Genomic DNA, 18595 nt, shown 5'->3' with positions numbered 1-18595 from the left:
CTACTGGGCCAGGGTCAGTTGGCGCGAGGTATCCAGCAAGGCGCGGTATTGCTCGTTCCTGGTCAGTTCCAGCTTGCCCAGCTGCGCGGTTTTGCCCGGGTCGCTGGATTTGCCGCTGGCAGACTCGCTCTGCTTGAGCTGTTGGACCGCATGCAGTTCCCGGCGGACCCGCTCGGCCTCGCTTTCGGCATCGCGGCGCTGACTCTCGGCCTGGCGTTGCAGGGCGGCCTGATCCGGGCCGGAGGCGGCCGGGGCGGTTGCGGGGCGGCTCGGCTGGCTGGCCGAGGCTTTCCGTAATTGCTGACGTAGCGACGCGGCGACCTGATTCCGCAGTGCGAGCTCACGCTTGAATGCCGCCTGCTGGGCCTTGAGCGTCGATTCGAAAATGAGCCGATCAGACGTCAAACCCGCCGCCCGTCGGTACCAATCCAGCGACTGCGTCTTGTCCTGCGGCACGCCCAGCCCGCGCTCATACAGCGATCCCAGATTCGTCTGCGCCGGCGCGTGGTTCTGCTCGGCCGCCTTACGATACCAATTGGCGGCGCTTGCATAATCGGGAGCGGCCAGCCCCAGACCTTTTTCGTAAATCTCGCCCAAGTAGGTCTGGGCGATCGGATCCCCGCCCTGGGCCTTGGGGAGCAGGGTCTGATGCGCACGGCTGTAATCGGAGCGATCGAACAGCACGAATTCGCCGCCGCGGATCGCGCAATCGGACTTGGTCGACTTGACCGACCGACGCGGCGCCAGATAGGTCATCCGCGTCCCAAGCTGGCGGATCTGACCGGGCAGGAGACAATCGACGAGGACGAAGTCATCGATTCCCTTGCCGGGCGCGATGGGGGTGACGGCAGCTTGTCCGGTTCCCAGGTCGCCGCTCCCGGGCGCGCTGGCGCATCCCAGCATGCTCAGGAGGAGCGGGATGACGATGACGGTCAGAACCGATCGCATTGACTTGTCTTGTGTCATGACCAACGCCCTTGAAGATTCCCAAGATAGAGTCTAAACCACGTACTGAAAGAAGCGCGCCGTTTTTGCGTCGTGCCGGTGCGTCGGCGATCGACAACGATTGGCGAGGCGAACGCCAAAAAGTCTCTTCGAAGGACCGTGCGGAATCCCGCTCGAACAGAGGTTGACAACGCCCGCCCCCATGTGGAATTGTCCTGAAAAGGCGACGTGCCATTCATGCCTCATGCGCTCCAGCGTCGCGCATGAAGAGACTCGAAAGCAGAGATATTTCAATTTTCGAGATCGTTAAGATTCGGTGGATTTCTCTCCACGCAACGTGGAGCATGGAGTGCCATGGTGCTAAAAAAATACATTCCAATTCGGGTCATGGCATTGGTCTGACTTACCTGGGGGCTCACATGATTGCAGTCGCAAAGGGTGACGAAATCGACACCCGCCTTCCCGCTCGAAGATTGCTCATTTCCGTTTTCATCCTTGTCGCCGGTCTGTTCATGGCGTCCGCGCAGGCCGCCCCGACGTTCGATCCGAACGCGCCAGAGGTTGAATTGGCACCCGGCGCCAGCCTGCCGATTCGCATTTCTCCAGGATCCTCGTCGCCCACGACAGGGTTCACCGAGAGACTCGTTGGCGCGGAGTGGACCGAGGGCGGCGGAACCGTCGATCGCTCCAAGGAGCTGATCGCCACTGGCGATACCGTCGACTATCGGGTGCCCGCCGGCATTCCGCATTGCACCAGGCTTTCCGATGCGCTCGCGGTGGATTGGCAGACCTGCGGCGAGCGTTGCGTCGATGGCAACCCGGTCAGCACCGACATCAGTGTCACGGTGATCGACCCTCTCATCGCGAATCCAGCCAGTGGAACCATACGAGGCGCGCCTGGAAGCGTCCAGAGCCTGAGTCTCTCGCTCTCTGGCGGACGCACGCCCTATCAGGCGCCAACCAGCGCGAACAATGCGGATGTCAGCTTCTCGAATGGAACCTTGACGTACAGGATTCCCGCGGACGCCACGGGAGACTATACCGATACCGTCACCATCAATGGCGCCAGCGCGGGCGACGAGTGCGGCGCCAATTCCGTCAGCCTGACCATCAATATTTCTGTCGCCTCGGAAACCCTGCTCATCAGCCCGTCGTCGGCGAATCGCGGCGAGGTTCAACCCGGCGCCACGGTCGAAGCCCGGTTCGCGGTCTCTGGCGGGATCCCGGCCTATACCGCCGAGGTCGTTTCTGGGCCTGCGGGCGCAAGGCTGAGCGGCCCATCCGCGAGCGACGGAGCGCTGACCTTCAGCTACAGCGTCCCCTTGGATGCGCCGGCAGGAGTCAATAATTTCACGATCAGGGTACTCGACAGCGGGGAAAGCGCGGCCCAGCAGAGCGCCACAGCCACGGTCAGCTTCACGGTCGCCGCGGCGGCGGGGTCGACGTTGAGCGCGAATCCGACGGACATCTCGCTCAGCGCGATTTCGCTGGTCGATCTCGACAATGAGGTCGGCGAAACGTTCGAGGTGAGCGGCGGCGTGCCGCCCTACCTGCTCAGTGTCGCGGGGATCAGCGGCGGCATCGTCGGACGGGTCGAGCCGTCCCAGCTCGCGGCCCCCGGCCGCGTTGCCTATGCCGTGGACATCCCTGCCAACGCTCAATCCGATCTGTCCTTCGAAAATCGGATTCAGATCACGGACTCCACCGGCGCCTCGGTCAGTGTCTCGGTCCAGGCGAACGTGAATGCATCGAATACGTTGTCGAGCCTGTCCGGCCTCACCCCGAATCAGCGCAGTGTCGCTCAAGCGATCGAAACCGTCTGTCCAAAGCTGGCGACCCTGTCTCAGCGCTCCGCCGAGCAGCAAGACCTTTTCGACCAATGCTCCAACATGCTGGCCAATCCGCGCGCGGAAGGCATCCCGAATACCCTGGATCAAATCACCAGCGAGAAGGCCAACGCGGCAAAGAGCGCGGGCATCGAAACCGGCACCCAGCAATTGGCGAATATCGGCTCCCGTCTCGCCGCCCTGCGATCCGGATCCAAGGGGATCGATATCGGCGCACTCGCGGTGAATCTTGGCGGCGAAAGCCTGTCGGGCAATCAACTCGCCACCCTGGCCGCCATGGGGCTGTCGGGAGGCGGCGCCAGCGCGGACAGCACCTTCGGCAACTGGGGCTTCTTCCTGAACGGCGCCGTCAATCTCGGCGATCGCGACACGACCAACAATGAAACCGGTTTCGATTACAACATGATTGGCGTCACGGTTGGCGCCGACTACCGGTTCAGCGATCGTTTCGTTGCAGGCGGTGCTTTCGGTTATGCGAAGAACGATGTCAACTTCGATTCGAATGACGGTGGTCTGGATACCGAAACCTGGCATCTCGCGGCCTACGCCACCCATTCATTGACCGATCGTCTTTATCTCGACGCCATCGTCGAATACGGCTGGAACGACTACGAATCCAAACGCAACCTCAGCTATCAGATCACGCCAGGACTCGACCCCGTCAGTCGCCAGGCCAATGCCGATTATAGCGGCAATCAACTCGGAGCCAGCCTGGGTGCCGGGTACGATCTGAACGAGGGACCATTCGCCTATGGCGTCTATGGCCGGGTCGCTTACCTTCAGGTGGAGGTCGACGATTTTCTCGAACAGGGCGCGGGCGGACTCAATCTTGCCATGGACGGTTTCGATGCCACCTCGTTGACGAGCGTGCTGGGCGCGCGTCTCTCGCGGGTATTCAATACTTCCACGGCGGTCCTGGTGCCCCAGGCGCGCTTCGAATGGGAGCATGAATACGACAATGACGGGGACATCCTGACGGCCCGCTTTGCCGCCGACCCGACGGGCACCAGCTTCCGCATCCTGACCGACGAGCCTGACCGGGACTATTTCCGGCTCGGTCTCGGGCTCTCGGCGGTCTTCCCGCATGGTCTCTCGACCTTTGTGAACTATGACACTCTGCTCGACAAGCGGGACTGGAGCGATCACATGATCGATGCGGGGGTGCGTTGGGAGTTTTACTGAGGCAGCGTCTGGCGCATCCGTAGATCGATGCCCTCTTGCGACTCTGGCGGCCGGTTGGGATCCGCCGCCAGCGCCGGCCCGATGCTCGGCGCGCGTGACAGGCGAGTACTTCGCGGCGTCGATTCTCACCGCCAATGGAAGTCACGGATCGCGCCATCGACATGACGGTCGAGACCCAACCCAACAGAGTCCACATGGCCTCGATCTTCAGCCGTCCGAGCACGTTGGGCCTCGCCCCGGTCCATCTGCGCTGTCCAAAGTGCGATGCGGAACAGCCGCCCGGCGAGGTCTGCGTCGCGTGCGGGATCGTCTTCGCCAAATATGAGCAGGCACGGCGACAGGCACCGCGGGCGAGGCGTCCGGTCACGACATTTTCCCGTCGCGATCGCTTCCCCTACCGCCTCGTCACTCAGCTTCTACAACTCGTGTTTCTTGCGAGTCTGGGGCTGGCGCTCTGGAGTCATTGGAAAAAGGACCAGTTTCCCCCGCCTTCCTTTTATGATGCCGCGCGACTGGAAGCCCCGCTTCAGACCCCAACCGAGTCGTCCTCCTTCCAGATCGAGGCGCAGGGCATCCGCTATACCATCGAGCCCCTGTTCGAGTATCAGCTCGACGGTGTGGTGGTGAGCCTGCATGACAGCGATGTGTTCTGGGACATCTACCATGCCAAGGACTGGAAAGACTTCATCAACCTCCGCGACCTCTGCGTCGTCTGGGGCGAGAACGTCGCCTCGGGCGTCTTTCGCGAGATGCAGTACCGCAACAGCACCTGGACCTGCTGGATTTCCACCCAGGACGCCGGGACGGCCCAACGCTTTGCCTGGGACCAACTCTCGAACAATCATCTGCTCGCGCACGACGCCACCCTCGCCGCGAAGATCAAATCCGCCGAGATCGGCGATCAGATCCGTCTGGAAGGCAAATTGGCCCGCTACTCGCATGCCGGCGGATTCCAACGGGGAACCAGCGTCACCCGCACCGATACCGGCAACGGCGCCTGTGAAACCATCTACGTCGACGCGTTTCGGATCGTCCGCAAAGCGCATACCGGTTGGCGGCTGGTTTATCGGCTGTCGCGCGCGCTCTGCCTTGCCGCGCTTCTGGGGCTCGTCGTGATGTTGTTCATCGCGCCGGTGCGCGCGCCGCGAGAGTAGTCGAACGGTTTCCCTCAGCCGCAGATCCGGCAGCAGGACCGCCAGCGTGGTTTTCACCCGACCCTTGGGGAGTGCGACCCCGACGGGCGCGGCCGTCGGCTTCGGTGCTTGGTGCGACCGCGTGTGCTGGATACCGGTCGGATGACGGTTATCGAGCCATGGCGGCGGATGCGGCTCGCGACAACGCGACGGCCGTTCGTCTCCATGGAACGGCGATCGCTTCGCTCATTTCTCGCGCGGATACGGCCAGGCCATGATGCCGCCTTCCATGACCTTGACGTTGCGCCAGCCATGCCCCTGCAGGATCGCCGCCGCTTCATAGCCCCGTAGCGAAACCCGGCAATAGAGGATGATTTCCTTGTCTTTATCCTGCGGCAATTCCGCCAAACGCCCGCGCAGCGCGCCCAGCGGGATCAGGGTCTCGCCGATGCCGAGCCGGATCTCCTCGAACTCCAGGGGGGTGCGGGTGTCGAGGATGAAACCGTCCGCGCCGGAATCGACCCGCTGCTTGACCTCGGCGACCGAGATGCCCCGCATGCGTCCGAGCAGCTTGTTTTCGAGCACCTGGGCGGCGGTGATGACGTGGTCGAGCGCCAGCGAATAGGGTGGCGCGTAGGGCAGATCCGCGTTGACCAGATCCTCGACCGTGAGTTTGCCCCGGATGGCCATGGCAACCGTGGCGACCCGCTTGCTCGCGTCGCCGGGACCGAGGCATTGAAAGCCCAGCACCCGCCCGCTCTTGCGGTCGGCGACCAGTTTGCTGACGAGCAGCTTGCCCTGCATGTAGGGCGGGATGTCGAGACCCGCAATCGTCGCCGTCTCGATGTCGGTCAGGCCCAGTTCGCGCGCGCGCCCGGCGCTGAGTCCGGTGAAGCCGACCGTGTAATCGAAGATCTTGCAGATGCCGGTGTGGGTGATTCCCGGAAACGTCGCACTCCCCTCCTGGATCAGGTTCTGTCCGACCACCCGCCCCTGCAGATTGGCGATATCGCCATAGGGCGCGCGCACTTTGTCCCCGGTGATCAGCGAGGTGCATTCCACGCAATCGCCCGCCGCGTAGATGTCCGGGTCGGATGTCTGCATGAATTCATTGACCGCGATGCCGCCCTGCGTGCCGATGTCGAGTCCGGCGGACTTGGCAAGCGCCACGTTGGGGCGCACGCCGACCGCGACCACCGCGAGTTGGCAGGGGAGTTCGGTCCCGTTATCGAGCTTGACGCCGGTCAGCGTTCCGGACTCTCCGAGGAAGGCGGCGACGCCATTGCCCGTGATGATGTCGGTCGTGAAGCCGCGCACATGGTTGGCGACCAGTTTGGCCAGTTCGGGATCCAGGAAGGGCAGAATCGAATGGGTCTTCTCGATAATCGTGGTCTGGATGCCGGCGAGATGCAGCGCCTCGCAGACCTCGAAACCGATCAGTCCGCCGCCGACGATGACGGCGCGCTGCACATTTTTTTCGTCCCGGATCGCGCGCAGCGAATCGGCGTCGCCGAGCGAATGCAGGGTGTGAATCCCCTCCAGGTCGGCACCCGGAACCGGCGGATACAGCGGCGTCGCGCCGGTCGCGATCACCAGTTTGTCATAGGCAAGGGTGGAGATTGCGCCGGTCGGCAGGTGTTTGCAGGTCACAGTCCGGGACGCGCGGTCGATGGCGACCGCCTCGGTCAGCACCTTGGCGTCGATGCCCTTGGCTTTTTCGAAGAAATTGGGGTCGCGCACGATACCGGCCGCCGTGCAGATGAGTTGATTGCGGTCATCGAAGACCCCGCCGACATAGTAGGGGTAGCCGCAGGAGGCCATGGAGAGATCGGCCTCCTTCTGGATGATGGTGATGGACGCATGCTCGTCCATGCGACGGGCCTTGGCCGCCGCCTTGGGGCCGGCGGCGGAGCCGCCAATGACAACGATCTTGATGGGTTGCGCAGTCATACGGGAAAACCTTGCTGTGACGATTGGAAAGAATTGCCTGGCGACGTGAAGGACACAGGTTCATGGTTGGACACCGCTTGGGCGCGGCCGTCATTATGGCATTTCATGCCTGACGCCGGCGGATCCGCTGCGGTATGATTTGCCGATTACGTTCAGCGCTGTTTCCACTCCGTATCTGCGGGAGCTCCTCTTCTGAAAGAACATGAACCGCCCGAGCATGGTGGGCGGCTGCGTCAGGCCGCCGCGCGTTTCGGCATTCCATTGGCGCGCTGGCTCGATCTGTCCACCGGGATTAACCCGCGGGCGTGGCCGGTTCCGACATTGCCGGCGTCCGCCTGGGGCCGTTTGCCCGAGGCGGAGGATGGTCTGGAGTCGGAGGCGGCACGCTACTATGGGGCGCCCGATCCGTTGCCCCTGGCTGGATCCCAGGCCGCGATTCAGGCGCTTCCCGCCATGCGCGCACCCTGTCGCGTGGGCGTGCCGCAGGTGGGCTATCGGGAGCATGCGTATGCCTGGCGCCGGGCCGGGCATCATGTGATCGAACTGGCCGACAGCGATCCGGGTCAATGGCTGGACGAAGGCCCCGGGCGGCTCGATTGTCTGGTCGTGATCAATCCCAACAATCCGACCGGCCACTGCTGGCCGGTCGCGACCCTGCTCGATTGGCACGCGCGACTTGCCGCGCGCGGCGGCTGGCTGATCGTCGACGAGGCTTTCATGGATGTCACGCCCGCGGGGAGTCTGACCCCATACGCCGGTCGGCCCGGATTGATCCTGCTCCGCTCGCTCGGCAAGTTTTTCGGTCTGGCTGGGGCGCGGGTCGGCTTTTTGTTCGCCGAGCCGGCGTTGCGGGCGACCCTGAACGCGTGGCTCGGACCCTGGACTCTGACCGGTCCTTCGCGCCTGATGGCCCGGCAGGCCTTCGCCGACACCGCCTGGCAGCGATGCGCGCGGGCGTCGCTGGCGCTGGACGCCGCGCGACTCGCCGCGCTGCTGCGAGACCACGGGCTTGCGCCGACGGGCGGCACGGCGCTCTTCCAGTGGGTTCTGAGCGCGGACGCGGAGCGCATTGATGCCGCGTTGGCGCAACAGGGAGTTTTGGCGCGTCGCTTCGACCGCCCCGCCAGTCTGCGTTTCGGCCTGCCCGGCGAGGAACAGGATTGGCAACGGTTGAGCGTGGCCCTGGCGTCCGCCGTCCATTCGTGAAACCGGACTGGCTTGCGGTGCCCGCTGCGGATCCGGCGGCATGTCCGGCATGGCGCCTGTCGTGGCAGGACGAGGTGCGCGTCGCGTCACTGCTGCGGCCCGTCGGCTCGTATTCCTTGACCGCGAACCGCCCAGGCGATGTCGCGCCGGAGGGCGCCGGACGGGACTGGAAAAGCGTTTGCCGGATTCGTGTCGTCCTCCTGGTGGCCGAGCGGGCTCCGGTCTCCATGTCGCGCAATGGGACACGTGCCGCCGCGCTCGGAGCACGGCCACGCGATGGCGGGGTTCTTAGCACGCTCCTTGACAGTCTGGAGCACGATATCGAAATCCTCGGCTTGGGAACTCCCGTGCGGTTCGGGCCATGCGCGTCTAGTCCGAAGCGCGCTCCGTGCCACCGCAGGCCGCTGGATAAACATCGGTTAGATGTCGCCCTGAGCCTTGGCCGGCATGCCGCGGAGCGCGCCAAACTGGCCGGGCGCGAGCTTCTGGTTGGCTTGGGACAGGACTGGCGCGGACGGACGTCGGATGCGCTGCGAGCCGATCCCGCCTGGCGCGCCAGCCTGGCGGATGCTCCCTATGAAGCGCTGCGTCGTTTAGGAAGCCGCGAGACCGCCGTCTGCGTTGGGGCGCTGATCGCGGGCGCGCAGATCGGTCTGCCGGTCCTCTTGCAGGGTAGATACGCGGCCGCGGCGAGACGGGTCGCCTGCTGTCTGCACCCGCGGTTGGGCGAGTGGCTGAGCATCGCCGACGGCATGTCCAGGTTTTTTGCGACCTGGGCGCCGTCCGATACATCCTGCTTACCCGGTTCGGCGGTTCACTCGATCATGGTTGACGCGCACGCGCTCGCTCCCCGGAAGGCCTCGGTCTGACGGATCGGCTGCCCCTGTTTCAGCCGATGGCGCAGCAGGTTGAGCTCCCACGTCCGTTCGGCGAGCAGACGACGCAGTGCCGCCTTCTCCAGTTCGACTTTCAGGAGCTTTCGTCCCAGCCAGTCGAGTCGGATGCCCACCACATCGAGCTGGATTCTGGTGCGTTCGATCGTTTTTTCGAGGCGTTTCAGCCGTTGCTCGTCCAGGTTGGTAATCTGGCAGTTGATCGGGTCGGGATCCATTCTGGGTCTCTCCATTGAGTCCGTCATAAGGATCTAAACCGCATCCTGAGCCGCACGCCGGACACGGTTTAGACGATAGGCTTGAATCCTAGTCTTCTCATTGTCGATGGGTATCCGTGAAAACACTTAGGCCCATCCAAAAGGGTCTTCGTTTGCCCCCATGCTCCCTTCGAGAATCCGGCGTTTCCCCTCCAGAATGAAACGGATGGCGCGGTTGAAATCGGCGAGCGAGACGACTCGCGCATTCCCCAGGCGCAGCGAGGCATAGGAGGCCGCGAGCAGCACCGCGTTTTGAATATCGCCGCCCGCCGCGCCCTCCGAAGACTGGGCCAGAGTCGCGAAATCCACATCGTCCGCCAGCGGCAGTTGCCGGGGAATGTGGCCGCGCCAGATCATCTCACGTTGCTCGGTGGCGGGGAGCCGAAACTCCACATGCGCCAGCATCCGGCGCAGAAAGGCGGTGTCGTAGTTGCGGACCAGATTCGAGGCGAAGATCACGGCGCCATTGAAGTTATCAAGCTCGATCAGGGTGGTGCTCCGGGCGACATTGATGCTGTTGTCGGCGGACTGGGAGACATTGAGCAGGCGCTTGCCCAGGATCGAATCGGCCTCGTCGAAAAACAGCAGGGCGTCGGTGTCGGTGGCCTTGGCGAAGGCCGCCTGGATGTTCTTGGGCGTCTCGCCGACATATTTCGATTCCAGTTCGGCATAGCTGATCCGCAGGATGCGCTTGCCGAGCAGATCGGCGATGGCGTCCGCCGCCAGGGTCTTGCCGGTGCCGGGCGGGCCATAGAAATTCAGCGCCACTCGCCGCCCGGTGCGCGCGATCGAACCCAGATTCCAGGTCTCGTAGAGCAGATCCTGCGAGACGAGGACGTTGGTGGCCTCGCGGATGCGCTCCAGGCTGTCCGGGTCGAGGATGAGATGCTCTAGCGAATAGCGTGGTTCGAGCGGTTCGAGTCCAACCAGACGCGGTTCCTCGTCCTCTGCCGTCCGTGGCCCCGCGTCGCTGCGAGCGTTGAGGTCGTAGAGTGGGCCGATCCGCTCCGCGGACGGAGTTTCCAGATGGGTCTTGGACGGATTGAAGTCGACGCGAATCCGGGGTTTGGAGAGGAGTCCGGGAAACTCGGACGCATCCAGCAGCCGGGCGAGTTTTTTCAGAAACGCGGTCGATGCCGCTGGCTCGACCTCGACCGAGGTGTCCTGCCCCTTCTCAAAGCACAGCGGACAATAGAGCAGCGGCGCGCCGACCGCCTCGATGAAATAATGGCCCACATTGGATTTCTTGCCATGATGGGACAGGGTCAGTTCGCACCCGTGAATCGGGCAGGTGGGCTTTTTTTTAAGTAATGACAGCATGTGATGGAGGCTCACCATCGATCGGTGATGCGTAGCCAGGGCTTCCAGCCCTGGAAAATCAGGCCAGGATGGCCTGACTACGCAGGTTTAAGTCAATGGTTCAGGCAGGTTTGGAGAAACTGATGGGGGTGCGGTGATGGAGGTTCGGCCACCCGTCATGATCTCGAATGATGAGTCAATGGTCAGTGGTTGCGAATCCGCTCGCGGCGCGCGGCGCAGCGGGATGCGTGACACCGCGGAGCGGTGTCACGAGTAGCATCTCCCTTACCCCTCGATCAGAACACCAGGTTCAACATGAACAGCGAGACCACGAGGAAGAGGATGGACATGATGCCACCGGCGCGCATGAAATCCGTCACGCGGTAACCGCCCGGCCCCATGATCAGCGCATTCACCTGATGCGTGGGGATGAAAAACGAGTTGGACGTGGCGATCGCGACGGTCAGCGCGAAGACCGCCGGGTTGGCGCCGACCCCCAGGGCCATGTTGACGGCCAGTGGCACCAGCAGCACGGTGGCGCCCACGTTCGACATCACCAGCGTGAACGCGGTGGCAAGCACGGCCAATGCAGCCTGGACTACCCAGATGGGCACGTCGCCCAGGGCCGTCAGCGTCTCTTGGGCGATCCAGGCGGCGGTTCCGCTAGACTCGACCGCGAGCCCGAGCGGGATGAGCGATGCCAGCAGGAAGACGGTTTTCCAGCTCACGGCGTTATAGGCTTCCTCGATCGACAACACTCTGGTCAGCACCATGCCCACGGCACCGGTGAGCAGCGCGATCGAGAGCCGGAGATCGGTCAAGAGGATCAGCCCGAGCGTCAGCACGAACAGGAAGAGTGCGGCCGGAACCTTATGCGGACGCAGTTCCTCGTGCGGATACTCGGTGGTGACGATCACGAAGTTGCGATCCTGCTCCAGCCGGGCGAGATCGGCCCAGGTGGTGTGGACGACCAGTGCGTCGCCGGCGGCGAAAGGCAGGTTGCGCACGCCGCCGGTCTTGTAGGTGATCTGGTTGCCGCCGCGGTTGATGGCGAGCAGCGAGAGTCCATAGGTCTTGCGCAGCCAGACATCGCGCGCGGTCTTGCCGATCAGACTGGAGCCAGGCGGAATGACGATCTCGGCGATACCGGCCTTGGTATGGGCCATGGCCTCGGCGAACAGCTCCAGTTCGCGTTTGCGGATGAGCTGATTGGCGTTGCTGAAATCCAGCAGCGAGTCGGCGTTGCCCAGCATGCCGAGCGTGGTGCCTGCCGTAATGCCCAGGGTACGGTCGATCCCGTCGGCCCCGAAGCGCAGGCCGTCGCCCTTTTCGACCCCGACAATCCGCACCTTCCAGGTGCGCTCCAGCTCGTCGACGCTCATCCCGATCAGATGACTTTTTCCAGGGACGCGGAACTCCCCAAGCTCGAAATCGCTGAGTCCATAGGTTTCGGCGAAATACTGGCTGGTGTCGCTGCCTTCGAGCTTGTCGCTGCGAATCGCGGGAAGCACGAAGCGTCCGGCCAGCACGAAATAGACAATGCCGGTGGCGAGCAGCGCAAGGCCGATCGGGGTGACATCGAACAGTTCAAAGGTCTTCATCGACGCCACGCCATCCGGCAGCGCCTGATTCGAGGTCAGAATCAGATCGTTGAGCAGAATCAGCGGACTGGAGCCGACCATGGTGATGGTGCCGCCGAGGATGGCGCAGAAACCCATGGGCATCAGCAGACGCGAGAGCGGCAGTCCGGTGCGCGCCGAGATGCGGCTGACGACCGGCAGAAAGAGCGCGGCGGCGCCGACATTCTGCATGAAGCTGGAAATGGCGCCGACCGTGCCCGAGATCAGCGGGATGATGCGCGTCTCGGTGGAGCCGCCGATACGCATGATGAACCCCGCGACCTGCGACATGATACCGGTCTTGTCCAATCCGGCGCCGACGATCATGACCGCGATGATGGAGATGACGGCATTACTGGAGAAGCCGTCGAACAGTCGCTCGACCGGAACCAGCCCCTGTTCCAGCCCCATCCAGGGCGCCAGGAAGCTCGTCAGTCCGAGCAACACCATCACTGTGATCGCCGCCACGTCGACGCTGACGACCTCGAAGGCGAACAGAAAGATCGTGAGCAGCAGGAAGGCGCTGACCCAGGCGATCTCGGTGGAGGGAACCACGCTGGCAAGATAGATGCCGACGATGGCGAAAAAGGCGGCCGCGAGGTCTTGTCTGGACAAGGCGCGGATGATGTTGGGCATACTGGTTTCCCTCTTGCGAGCTGGTTGATGACCGTGCGTCTATCGCACATGATACGTAAAGGGTTTCCCGGATTCCTGTCTTTTTCCGTCAGGATGAGGCGTCAGTTCGCGGCCGGGCCTGCCTGGCGGTGGCGGGCGATCCAGCTCGCTGTTAGTCTCTCCGGTGTTGCTCGCTTCCGTTCACCCGCTTGGAGCTTGAACCCATGCCGTCTGATCTCCGCCGGATCCTGATCGCGTCTTCACTGATCGTCTGGAGTATCGCCTTTGCCGCGGAAGAGCCCGCGACGGTGTCATCGGTCCCGGTCGCGACCGAACTGGAGAAGCTGATGTCCGAGCATGGGTTCGAGGTGCGCGGCATCGAGCAGACCGTCGACGCAATGGCGCGTGCCGAGGGCGATGGATTGCTCGCGCGTCTGCACATGCTCTTGGAAAACTTCGATTATGTGCTTGTTCAGACGCCGGATGGCGGGATCGAACGGGTACTCATCCTGGGCGAAAAGGTCGCCTATGTACCACCGCCTCTCGTGGTCGAAAGCGATGCGCCGGATCCCGACTCGGCCGAGTCAAGCGATGATGAAGAAATCGTCCTGCCGACACAGCGCAAGGGCCCGTCGCATTTGTTGACCCTGACCCTTGAAGGACCGAACGAGCAGCAAGTCAAGCAGATTCTGCTGATCGATACCGGTGCCGATCAGGTGGTGCTGCCGGCGTCGCTGGTTGCGTCCCTGGGACTGGATGTAAGCACTCTGCGCGATCAGCAGGTGCAAACGGCGAATGGTTCGGTCGATGCGCGCGTTGGGACACTGCCCGCGATCTGGCTCGGCGACACGCGCGTTCCGGATGTGTCGGCCGCGTTCATCGATGATCAGCGGCTCGGCGGTCACGCATTGCTTGGAATGAATGTGCTGGGGCGTTTCCGAATCACGATCGACGATGTCAAGAACCAGGTGACCCTGGCGTCGAAATGAGCGTCGGCTCCTGTTCGGCCAGTCCTTGGCCGTCGGGATGGGGCGACGCTAGCTACGAGCCTTGTTTAAGCCGCTTCAGATGTTCCTGAAGCGCATTGACATCGTGATCGAGACGCCCGATCCCTTGCGCATGCGTCTGTTCATGCTTGGCTTGGTTGAGCGCCATCTGGCGCATGTATTTCCGCAGTTCATGGAGATCGCTCTCGACGCGACCCAGGCTGGCCGCGGTCTGGTCTAGTCGCTCGTTGGTCTGGTCCAGGCGCGCGTTGAATTCCTCGCGCAGTTTCAGAATGCTCTCGCGAATTTCCCTCAGCAAGATAAGAACAAAGCCGGTGGACATGGTGCGCTCCAGGGGCGACGGCGGAAGTGAGGGCAGCTTCAGTGCGAAGACCGCTATAATACGTTGTTCGGAACGCCAGATTCAGAGAATCTCTTCGTTCTCTTCGTCATCCGGATCCAGCGAGTCGCGATATTGTTCCAGCCGTTCGACCGTCGCCTCCAGCTCGCCGTAACGGGCGATGTGGTAGATGCCCTCGCCCTCGGTGACCAGGGGCAGATTGGTGCGTCCGATGACGATGCCGCTGGCGGGCGCGAGCACAGGCTCGTCCGCGTGGCGGAAGGGATCCGTGACGATCCCCAGCGTCTCGCCTTTTTTGACGCAGGCGCCGAGCGGTGTCAGTGAGAGCAGCACGCCGCTGCGATCGGCGCGAACCCAGAGACTGGAACGGGCCACCACCGATTTTTGTTCGAGCGTTTTGCGGCCCGCATGGCCGCGAATCATCCCCAGATGGCGCATCACCCCCAGAATGCCGCGCAACCCGGCGCGGACCGCGAACTCGTCGAAACGCAGCGCCTCGCCGCCCTCGTACAACAGCAGCGGGATGGCGCGCTCGATCGCCGCCGCGCGCAGCGAGCCGGGACGCGCCTCGGCGTCCAGGATCACCGGCGTACCGAAGGCGTTGGCGAGCGCCGGCATGCGCTCGTCGGCGTCGAGCGTCACCCGGATCTGCGGCAGGTTCTCGCGATGCAGCGCGCCGGTGTGCAGATCGATCCCATGGGTCGAGCCTGCCACGACCTCGCCGATCAGGGTCGCCGCCAGACGCGCGGCCAGGGATCCCTTGTCGGAACCGGGGAAGCTTCGGTTCAGATCGCGCCGATCCGGCAGGTAGCGGGATTGGCGCACATAGCCATAGACGTTGACCACAGGCACCGCCAGCAGGGTGCCGGACAGTCGCTGCAAGGACTTTTGCAGCAGCAGACGCCGGATGATTTCGACCCCGTTGATTTCGTCGCCATGGATCGAGGCGGTGACGAACAGCCGCGCTCCAGGGCGTCGCCCCTGCAGGACATGCACCGGCATCAGGACCGGCGTCTGGGTGTAAAGGCTGGGTAGCGGGATATCGACGCGGGCGCGCTCGCCGGGTTGCACGCGGCGTCCGGCGATGACAAGCGGGGCAGGGGTCATCGTGAGATGTCCAGAACATGAAGCGACCGGAAAGACATCGTCCCGATCTTGTCATGAAACCGTCGCGGAGTGCCAGCGCGTCAACCTCATCCCAGGGGCGCTAGCCCTGACCGCGCGTGCGGGTCTTGCCGATCGCGGCATTCTTTTCGATGAAACCGACGATCATGCCCGCGACATCCTTGCCGGTCGCGCCCTCGATCCCTTCGAGCCCCGGCGACGAATTGACCTCCATCACCACTGGGCCATGATTGGAGCGCAAGATGTCCACGCCAGCCACGTTGAGCCCCATGATCCGCGCCGCGCGGGTCGCGGTCGAGCGTTCCTCCGGGGTGATGCGGATCAGCGAGGCGCTGCCGCCGCGGTGCAGATTGGACCGGAACTCGCCCTCCTTGGCCTGACGCTTCATGGTCGCGACCACCTTGTCGCCGATGACGAAACAGCGGATGTCCGAGCCATTGGCCTCCTTGATGTATTCCTGCACCAGGATGTTGACCTTGAGTCCCATGAACGCCTCGATGACGCTCTCGGCGGCCTTCTGAGTCTCGGCCAGGACGACGCCAATGCCCTGGGTGCCTTCCAGCAGCTTGATGACCAGCGGGGCGCCGCCGACCATCTTGATCAGGTCTTCCACGTCGTCCGGGGCGTGGGCAAAGCCGGTGATCGGCAGCCCGATCCCCTTGCGCGACAGCAGTTGCAGCGAACGCAGCTTATCGCGGGCGCGGGTGATGGCAACCGATTCGTTCAGCGGATAAACCCCCAGCATCTCGAACTGGCGCAGTACCGCCGTGCCATAAAAGGTCACCGAGGCGCCGATACGCGGGATCACGGCATCGAAGTCATTGAGTTCCTCGCCTTTGTAGTGCATCGAGGGGGCAAGCGAGGTGATGTTCATGTAACAGCGCAGGACATCGATGACCTTGGTCTCATGACCGCGCGCGCGCGCGACCTCCACCAGCCGGCGGGTCGAGTAAAGCGATGGATTGCGCGAGAGGATGGCGATTCTCATGCAGGGTCGGCGACAGTCGCGCCGTGAACCTCAATGGCCTGTGATCGGAGCGCATGATACCGGAATCGCTCGCGCGCTTCCGGTTGGTTCTGGTTTCAGATGCCGTCTTTAGACGGTGAACGGCTGGGTGTTCCGTCCGCGATCAGAGTCGCGATCAGCAGGATGATGACACCCAGGGTGATAGCGCTGTCGGCGATGTTGAAGGCGGGCCAGGGATTGAACAGATCCAGTGGAACGAAAGGCAGAGAGACCTGGATGAAGTCCACCACATGACCAAGCAGGATCCGGTCGATCAGATTGCCGAGGGCGCCGCCGATCAGCAGCGCCAGACCGGCCGCCAGCCAGCCCTCGCCGCGCTTAAGCCGCAGTAGCCAGACCGTGAGCACAACGCTGACGACCAGCGCGAGCCCGGTGAACAGCCAGCGCTGCCAGCCGCCGGCGTTCGAGAGAAAGCTGAAGGCCGCGCCCTCGTTGAACATCAGAGTCAGGTTGAGGTTCGGCGACAGGATGACCGGCTCGAAGGGTTGCAGGGTGGAGAGGATCAACCATTTGGTCGCCTGATCCAGGAGCAGGACGAGCAGGGAGAGTAAGAGCCAGCGTTTCAAATTGGCACCATTGAGTTGTGAAGCCGCGTCCGGCATGGCAGGCGTTGTTTGCACCTCGACCAGCAAACGCCGGCGCTGACGCGGTTTAAGTCTTTATTTTCAATATATCCTGATTCCCTTGCTCAATCCAAAATGAAATTAAATGAGGATCGAACCCCAACTAAATCCTTGATCCCGCCCTTCTCGGGCCGAAGGGCAGCAACATGTCTTGATCGTGGCTGGCCGCGAAACGCATCATGCTCAGTCTCGCCCGGCGCAGCGATATGCTGGTATCATGATGAATGCAATTTGATAGCAGGAAAATTAATGAAAGCATTGAGTATTCGTCATCTCCCGGATGATGTCTATGAATCCCTGAAGGCAATGGCCGCGGCGAACCACCGCAGCATGCAGGAACAGGTGCGCTGCTTGATCGAACGGGAAATCCGACTGATCGGCGGCTCCGGCTTGGCGACAGCCCGTGATTGGCGGGCGCGCCTGGAGGGACGCACTCTGGGCGACACGGTAGAAGACGTGCGACAGGATCGTGCAAGATGATCTGGGTGGTCGATACCTCGGCCCTGATCCGTTTGTTTGTGCCCGATGGTCCGCTGCATCCCGAGGTCGAGACTGCATTCAATCGCGCGGCCAGCGGCGGGGATCTGGTGTTGGCACCCCAGTTGTTATTGGCGGAGGCGGCGAACGTCATGTTGCGCAAGCGGCAACGGGGCGAACTGTCGGCACTGGAATTGGTCGAGCTTCTGCAAGCGATGATGTCGCTACCGATCCGTTATTGCGAGCATGAAAACTTGATTTTATCGACCTGCGCCTTGGCGGAGGCGCATGGCTTGACAGCCTACGATGCGCTGTATCTGGCCTTGGCCGAACGACAGGGCGCGCGTCTGATCACGAACGACGAAGCGTTAAACGCGGCCGCGCGCACGTTAGGATTGACCTGACGGTTGCCACCCATTCGCCGTGTCATCGTCAACGAAGGGTGGTTTTATCGGTCATGCGTCTCACGGTCCAGCGGGGTTCGATGGGTTTCACTGCCAATCGGTGTCCGTGCCAATCGTCAACGTCGTGCCATGGCCGCTCTACCCATCTACGCGAAGTGCCGTGTCTCGCCCGCCCCGGCAACATTCTCGACACAGCGCCCGCACAGTTCCGGATGCTCGGCATGGCTGCCGACATCCGCGCGATGATGCCAGCAGCGCACGCACTTGGGATGACCGGACGCGCTGACCCGCACGGCAAGTCCGTCCAGGTCGGTTGCGCTGGCATCCTCGGGGCGTTCGGCGACTGCATGCAGCCGAACCTCGGAGACGATCAGGGCGAAACGCAATTCGTCTCCGAGCCGTTCGAGCGCCTCGCGCAGTGCGTCCGAACAATAGAGATCCAGCTCGGCGTCGAGCGAGGAGCCGATCTGGCCGGCCTTGCGGGCGGTCTCCAGCGCAGGTCCGGTCGCCATGCGGGTGGCGATGATCCGGTCCCAGAATCCGCGATCCATGGGGTCGCCGTCTTCCAGTGCGAACAGTCCTTCATACCAGGTCGCGGTGAAGATGGTTTCGTCGCGTTCGCCCGGAATCTCGCGCCAGATCTCGT

The 18595-nt window shown here is 63.0% G+C and carries 17 protein-coding genes; 7 read left to right on the top strand and 10 right to left on the bottom strand.

Annotated elements, in window-relative coordinates; genetic code table 11:
• Positions 1-948 (bottom strand): tetratricopeptide repeat protein, encoded by a 948-nt coding sequence (locus QZY07_RS00115; protein WP_295398781.1) that lies wholly within the window; start codon positions 946-948, stop codon positions 1-3.
• A gap of 416 nt (positions 949-1364) precedes the next feature.
• On the opposite strand from QZY07_RS00115, the gene QZY07_RS00110 reads away from it, so the two are divergent.
• Together QZY07_RS00110 and QZY07_RS00105 are read left to right on the top strand one after the other, a co-directional pair.
• A complete protein-coding gene (locus QZY07_RS00110) occupies positions 1365-3974 on the top strand; it encodes an autotransporter outer membrane beta-barrel domain-containing protein (protein ID WP_295398779.1) in 2610 nt (869 codons plus the stop codon).
• Positions 3975-4108: 134 nt separating this feature from the next.
• Entirely contained in the window at positions 4109-5128 is a 1020-nt protein-coding gene (locus QZY07_RS00105) for a hypothetical protein (protein WP_295398777.1), read from the top strand.
• Between the two features lie 225 nt (positions 5129-5353).
• On the opposite strand, the gene QZY07_RS00100 is transcribed toward QZY07_RS00105, so the two are convergent.
• Positions 5354-7057 (bottom strand): FAD-dependent oxidoreductase, encoded by a 1704-nt coding sequence (locus QZY07_RS00100; RefSeq protein WP_295398775.1) that lies wholly within the window; start codon positions 7055-7057, stop codon positions 5354-5356.
• Positions 7058-7249: 192 nt separating this feature from the next.
• Between QZY07_RS00100 and cobD the strand changes: the two genes are divergently transcribed.
• On the top strand, positions 7250-8263 hold the full coding sequence (gene cobD / locus QZY07_RS00095; RefSeq protein ID WP_295398803.1) for a threonine-phosphate decarboxylase CobD: 1014 nt from the start codon (positions 7250-7252) through the stop codon (positions 8261-8263).
• 17 nt (positions 8264-8280) lie between these two features.
• Positions 8281-9132: a nicotinate-nucleotide--dimethylbenzimidazole phosphoribosyltransferase gene (locus tag QZY07_RS00090; protein WP_295398774.1), complete on the top strand. Its 852-nt coding sequence runs from the start codon at positions 8281-8283 to the stop codon at positions 9130-9132.
• Here the strand turns inward: QZY07_RS00090 and QZY07_RS00085 are convergent.
• From QZY07_RS00085 to QZY07_RS00075, 3 genes are all read right to left on the bottom strand, one after another.
• Complete coding sequence (locus QZY07_RS00085; protein WP_295398772.1) at positions 9078-9374, bottom strand: hypothetical protein; 297 nt, start codon at positions 9372-9374, stop codon at positions 9078-9080. The two genes, QZY07_RS00090 and QZY07_RS00085, sit on opposite strands and share 55 nt — an antisense overlap.
• A gap of 126 nt (positions 9375-9500) precedes the next feature.
• Complete coding sequence (locus tag QZY07_RS00080) at positions 9501-10733, bottom strand: ATP-binding protein (protein WP_295398771.1); 1233 nt, start codon at positions 10731-10733, stop codon at positions 9501-9503.
• Between the two features lie 275 nt (positions 10734-11008).
• Positions 11009-12967, bottom strand: a complete 1959-nt coding sequence (locus QZY07_RS00075) for an SLC13 family permease (protein ID WP_295398769.1) — start codon at positions 12965-12967, stop codon at positions 11009-11011.
• A gap of 203 nt (positions 12968-13170) precedes the next feature.
• On the opposite strand from QZY07_RS00075, the gene QZY07_RS00070 reads away from it, so the two are divergent.
• Complete coding sequence (locus QZY07_RS00070; RefSeq protein ID WP_295398768.1) at positions 13171-13935, top strand: retropepsin-like aspartic protease; 765 nt, start codon at positions 13171-13173, stop codon at positions 13933-13935.
• 52 nt (positions 13936-13987) lie between these two features.
• Here QZY07_RS00070 and QZY07_RS00065 read toward each other — a convergent pair whose 3' ends face one another.
• From QZY07_RS00065 to lspA, 4 genes are all read right to left on the bottom strand, one after another.
• Positions 13988-14275, bottom strand: a complete 288-nt coding sequence (locus QZY07_RS00065) for a hypothetical protein (protein ID WP_295398767.1) — start codon at positions 14273-14275, stop codon at positions 13988-13990.
• 81 nt (positions 14276-14356) lie between these two features.
• A complete protein-coding gene (locus QZY07_RS00060; protein ID WP_295398766.1) occupies positions 14357-15400 on the bottom strand; it encodes a succinylglutamate desuccinylase/aspartoacylase family protein in 1044 nt (347 codons plus the stop codon).
• A 100-nt stretch (positions 15401-15500) separates the two neighbouring features.
• Positions 15501-16406, bottom strand: a complete 906-nt coding sequence (gene rimK, locus QZY07_RS00055; RefSeq protein ID WP_295398765.1) for a 30S ribosomal protein S6--L-glutamate ligase — start codon at positions 16404-16406, stop codon at positions 15501-15503.
• 95 nt (positions 16407-16501) lie between these two features.
• The gene (gene lspA / locus QZY07_RS00050) at positions 16502-17011 is read right to left on the bottom strand and encodes a signal peptidase II (RefSeq protein WP_295398802.1); all 510 of its coding nucleotides are present in this window, start codon (positions 17009-17011) and stop codon (positions 16502-16504) included.
• 306 nt (positions 17012-17317) lie between these two features.
• On the opposite strand from lspA, the gene QZY07_RS00045 reads away from it, so the two are divergent.
• Together QZY07_RS00045 and QZY07_RS00040 are read left to right on the top strand one after the other, a co-directional pair.
• Complete coding sequence (locus QZY07_RS00045; RefSeq protein ID WP_041447052.1) at positions 17318-17548, top strand: ribbon-helix-helix protein, CopG family; 231 nt, start codon at positions 17318-17320, stop codon at positions 17546-17548.
• Positions 17545-17949, top strand: coding sequence for a type II toxin-antitoxin system VapC family toxin (locus QZY07_RS00040; RefSeq protein WP_014779512.1), 405 nt, complete (start codon positions 17545-17547; stop codon positions 17947-17949). Before QZY07_RS00045 ends, QZY07_RS00040 begins: the two co-directional genes overlap by 4 nt.
• Positions 17950-18095: 146 nt before the next feature.
• On the opposite strand, the gene QZY07_RS00035 is transcribed toward QZY07_RS00040, so the two are convergent.
• Positions 18096-18595: zinc finger domain-containing protein (locus tag QZY07_RS00035; protein ID WP_295398764.1), on the bottom strand; the 500-nt coding region annotated here is incomplete at its 5' end.

Source organism: uncultured Thiocystis sp., from assembly GCF_903866365.1.
Taxonomy (GTDB): domain Bacteria; phylum Pseudomonadota; class Gammaproteobacteria; order Chromatiales; family Chromatiaceae; genus Chromatium.
This window is presented reverse-complemented; position numbering and strand designations above follow the sequence as displayed.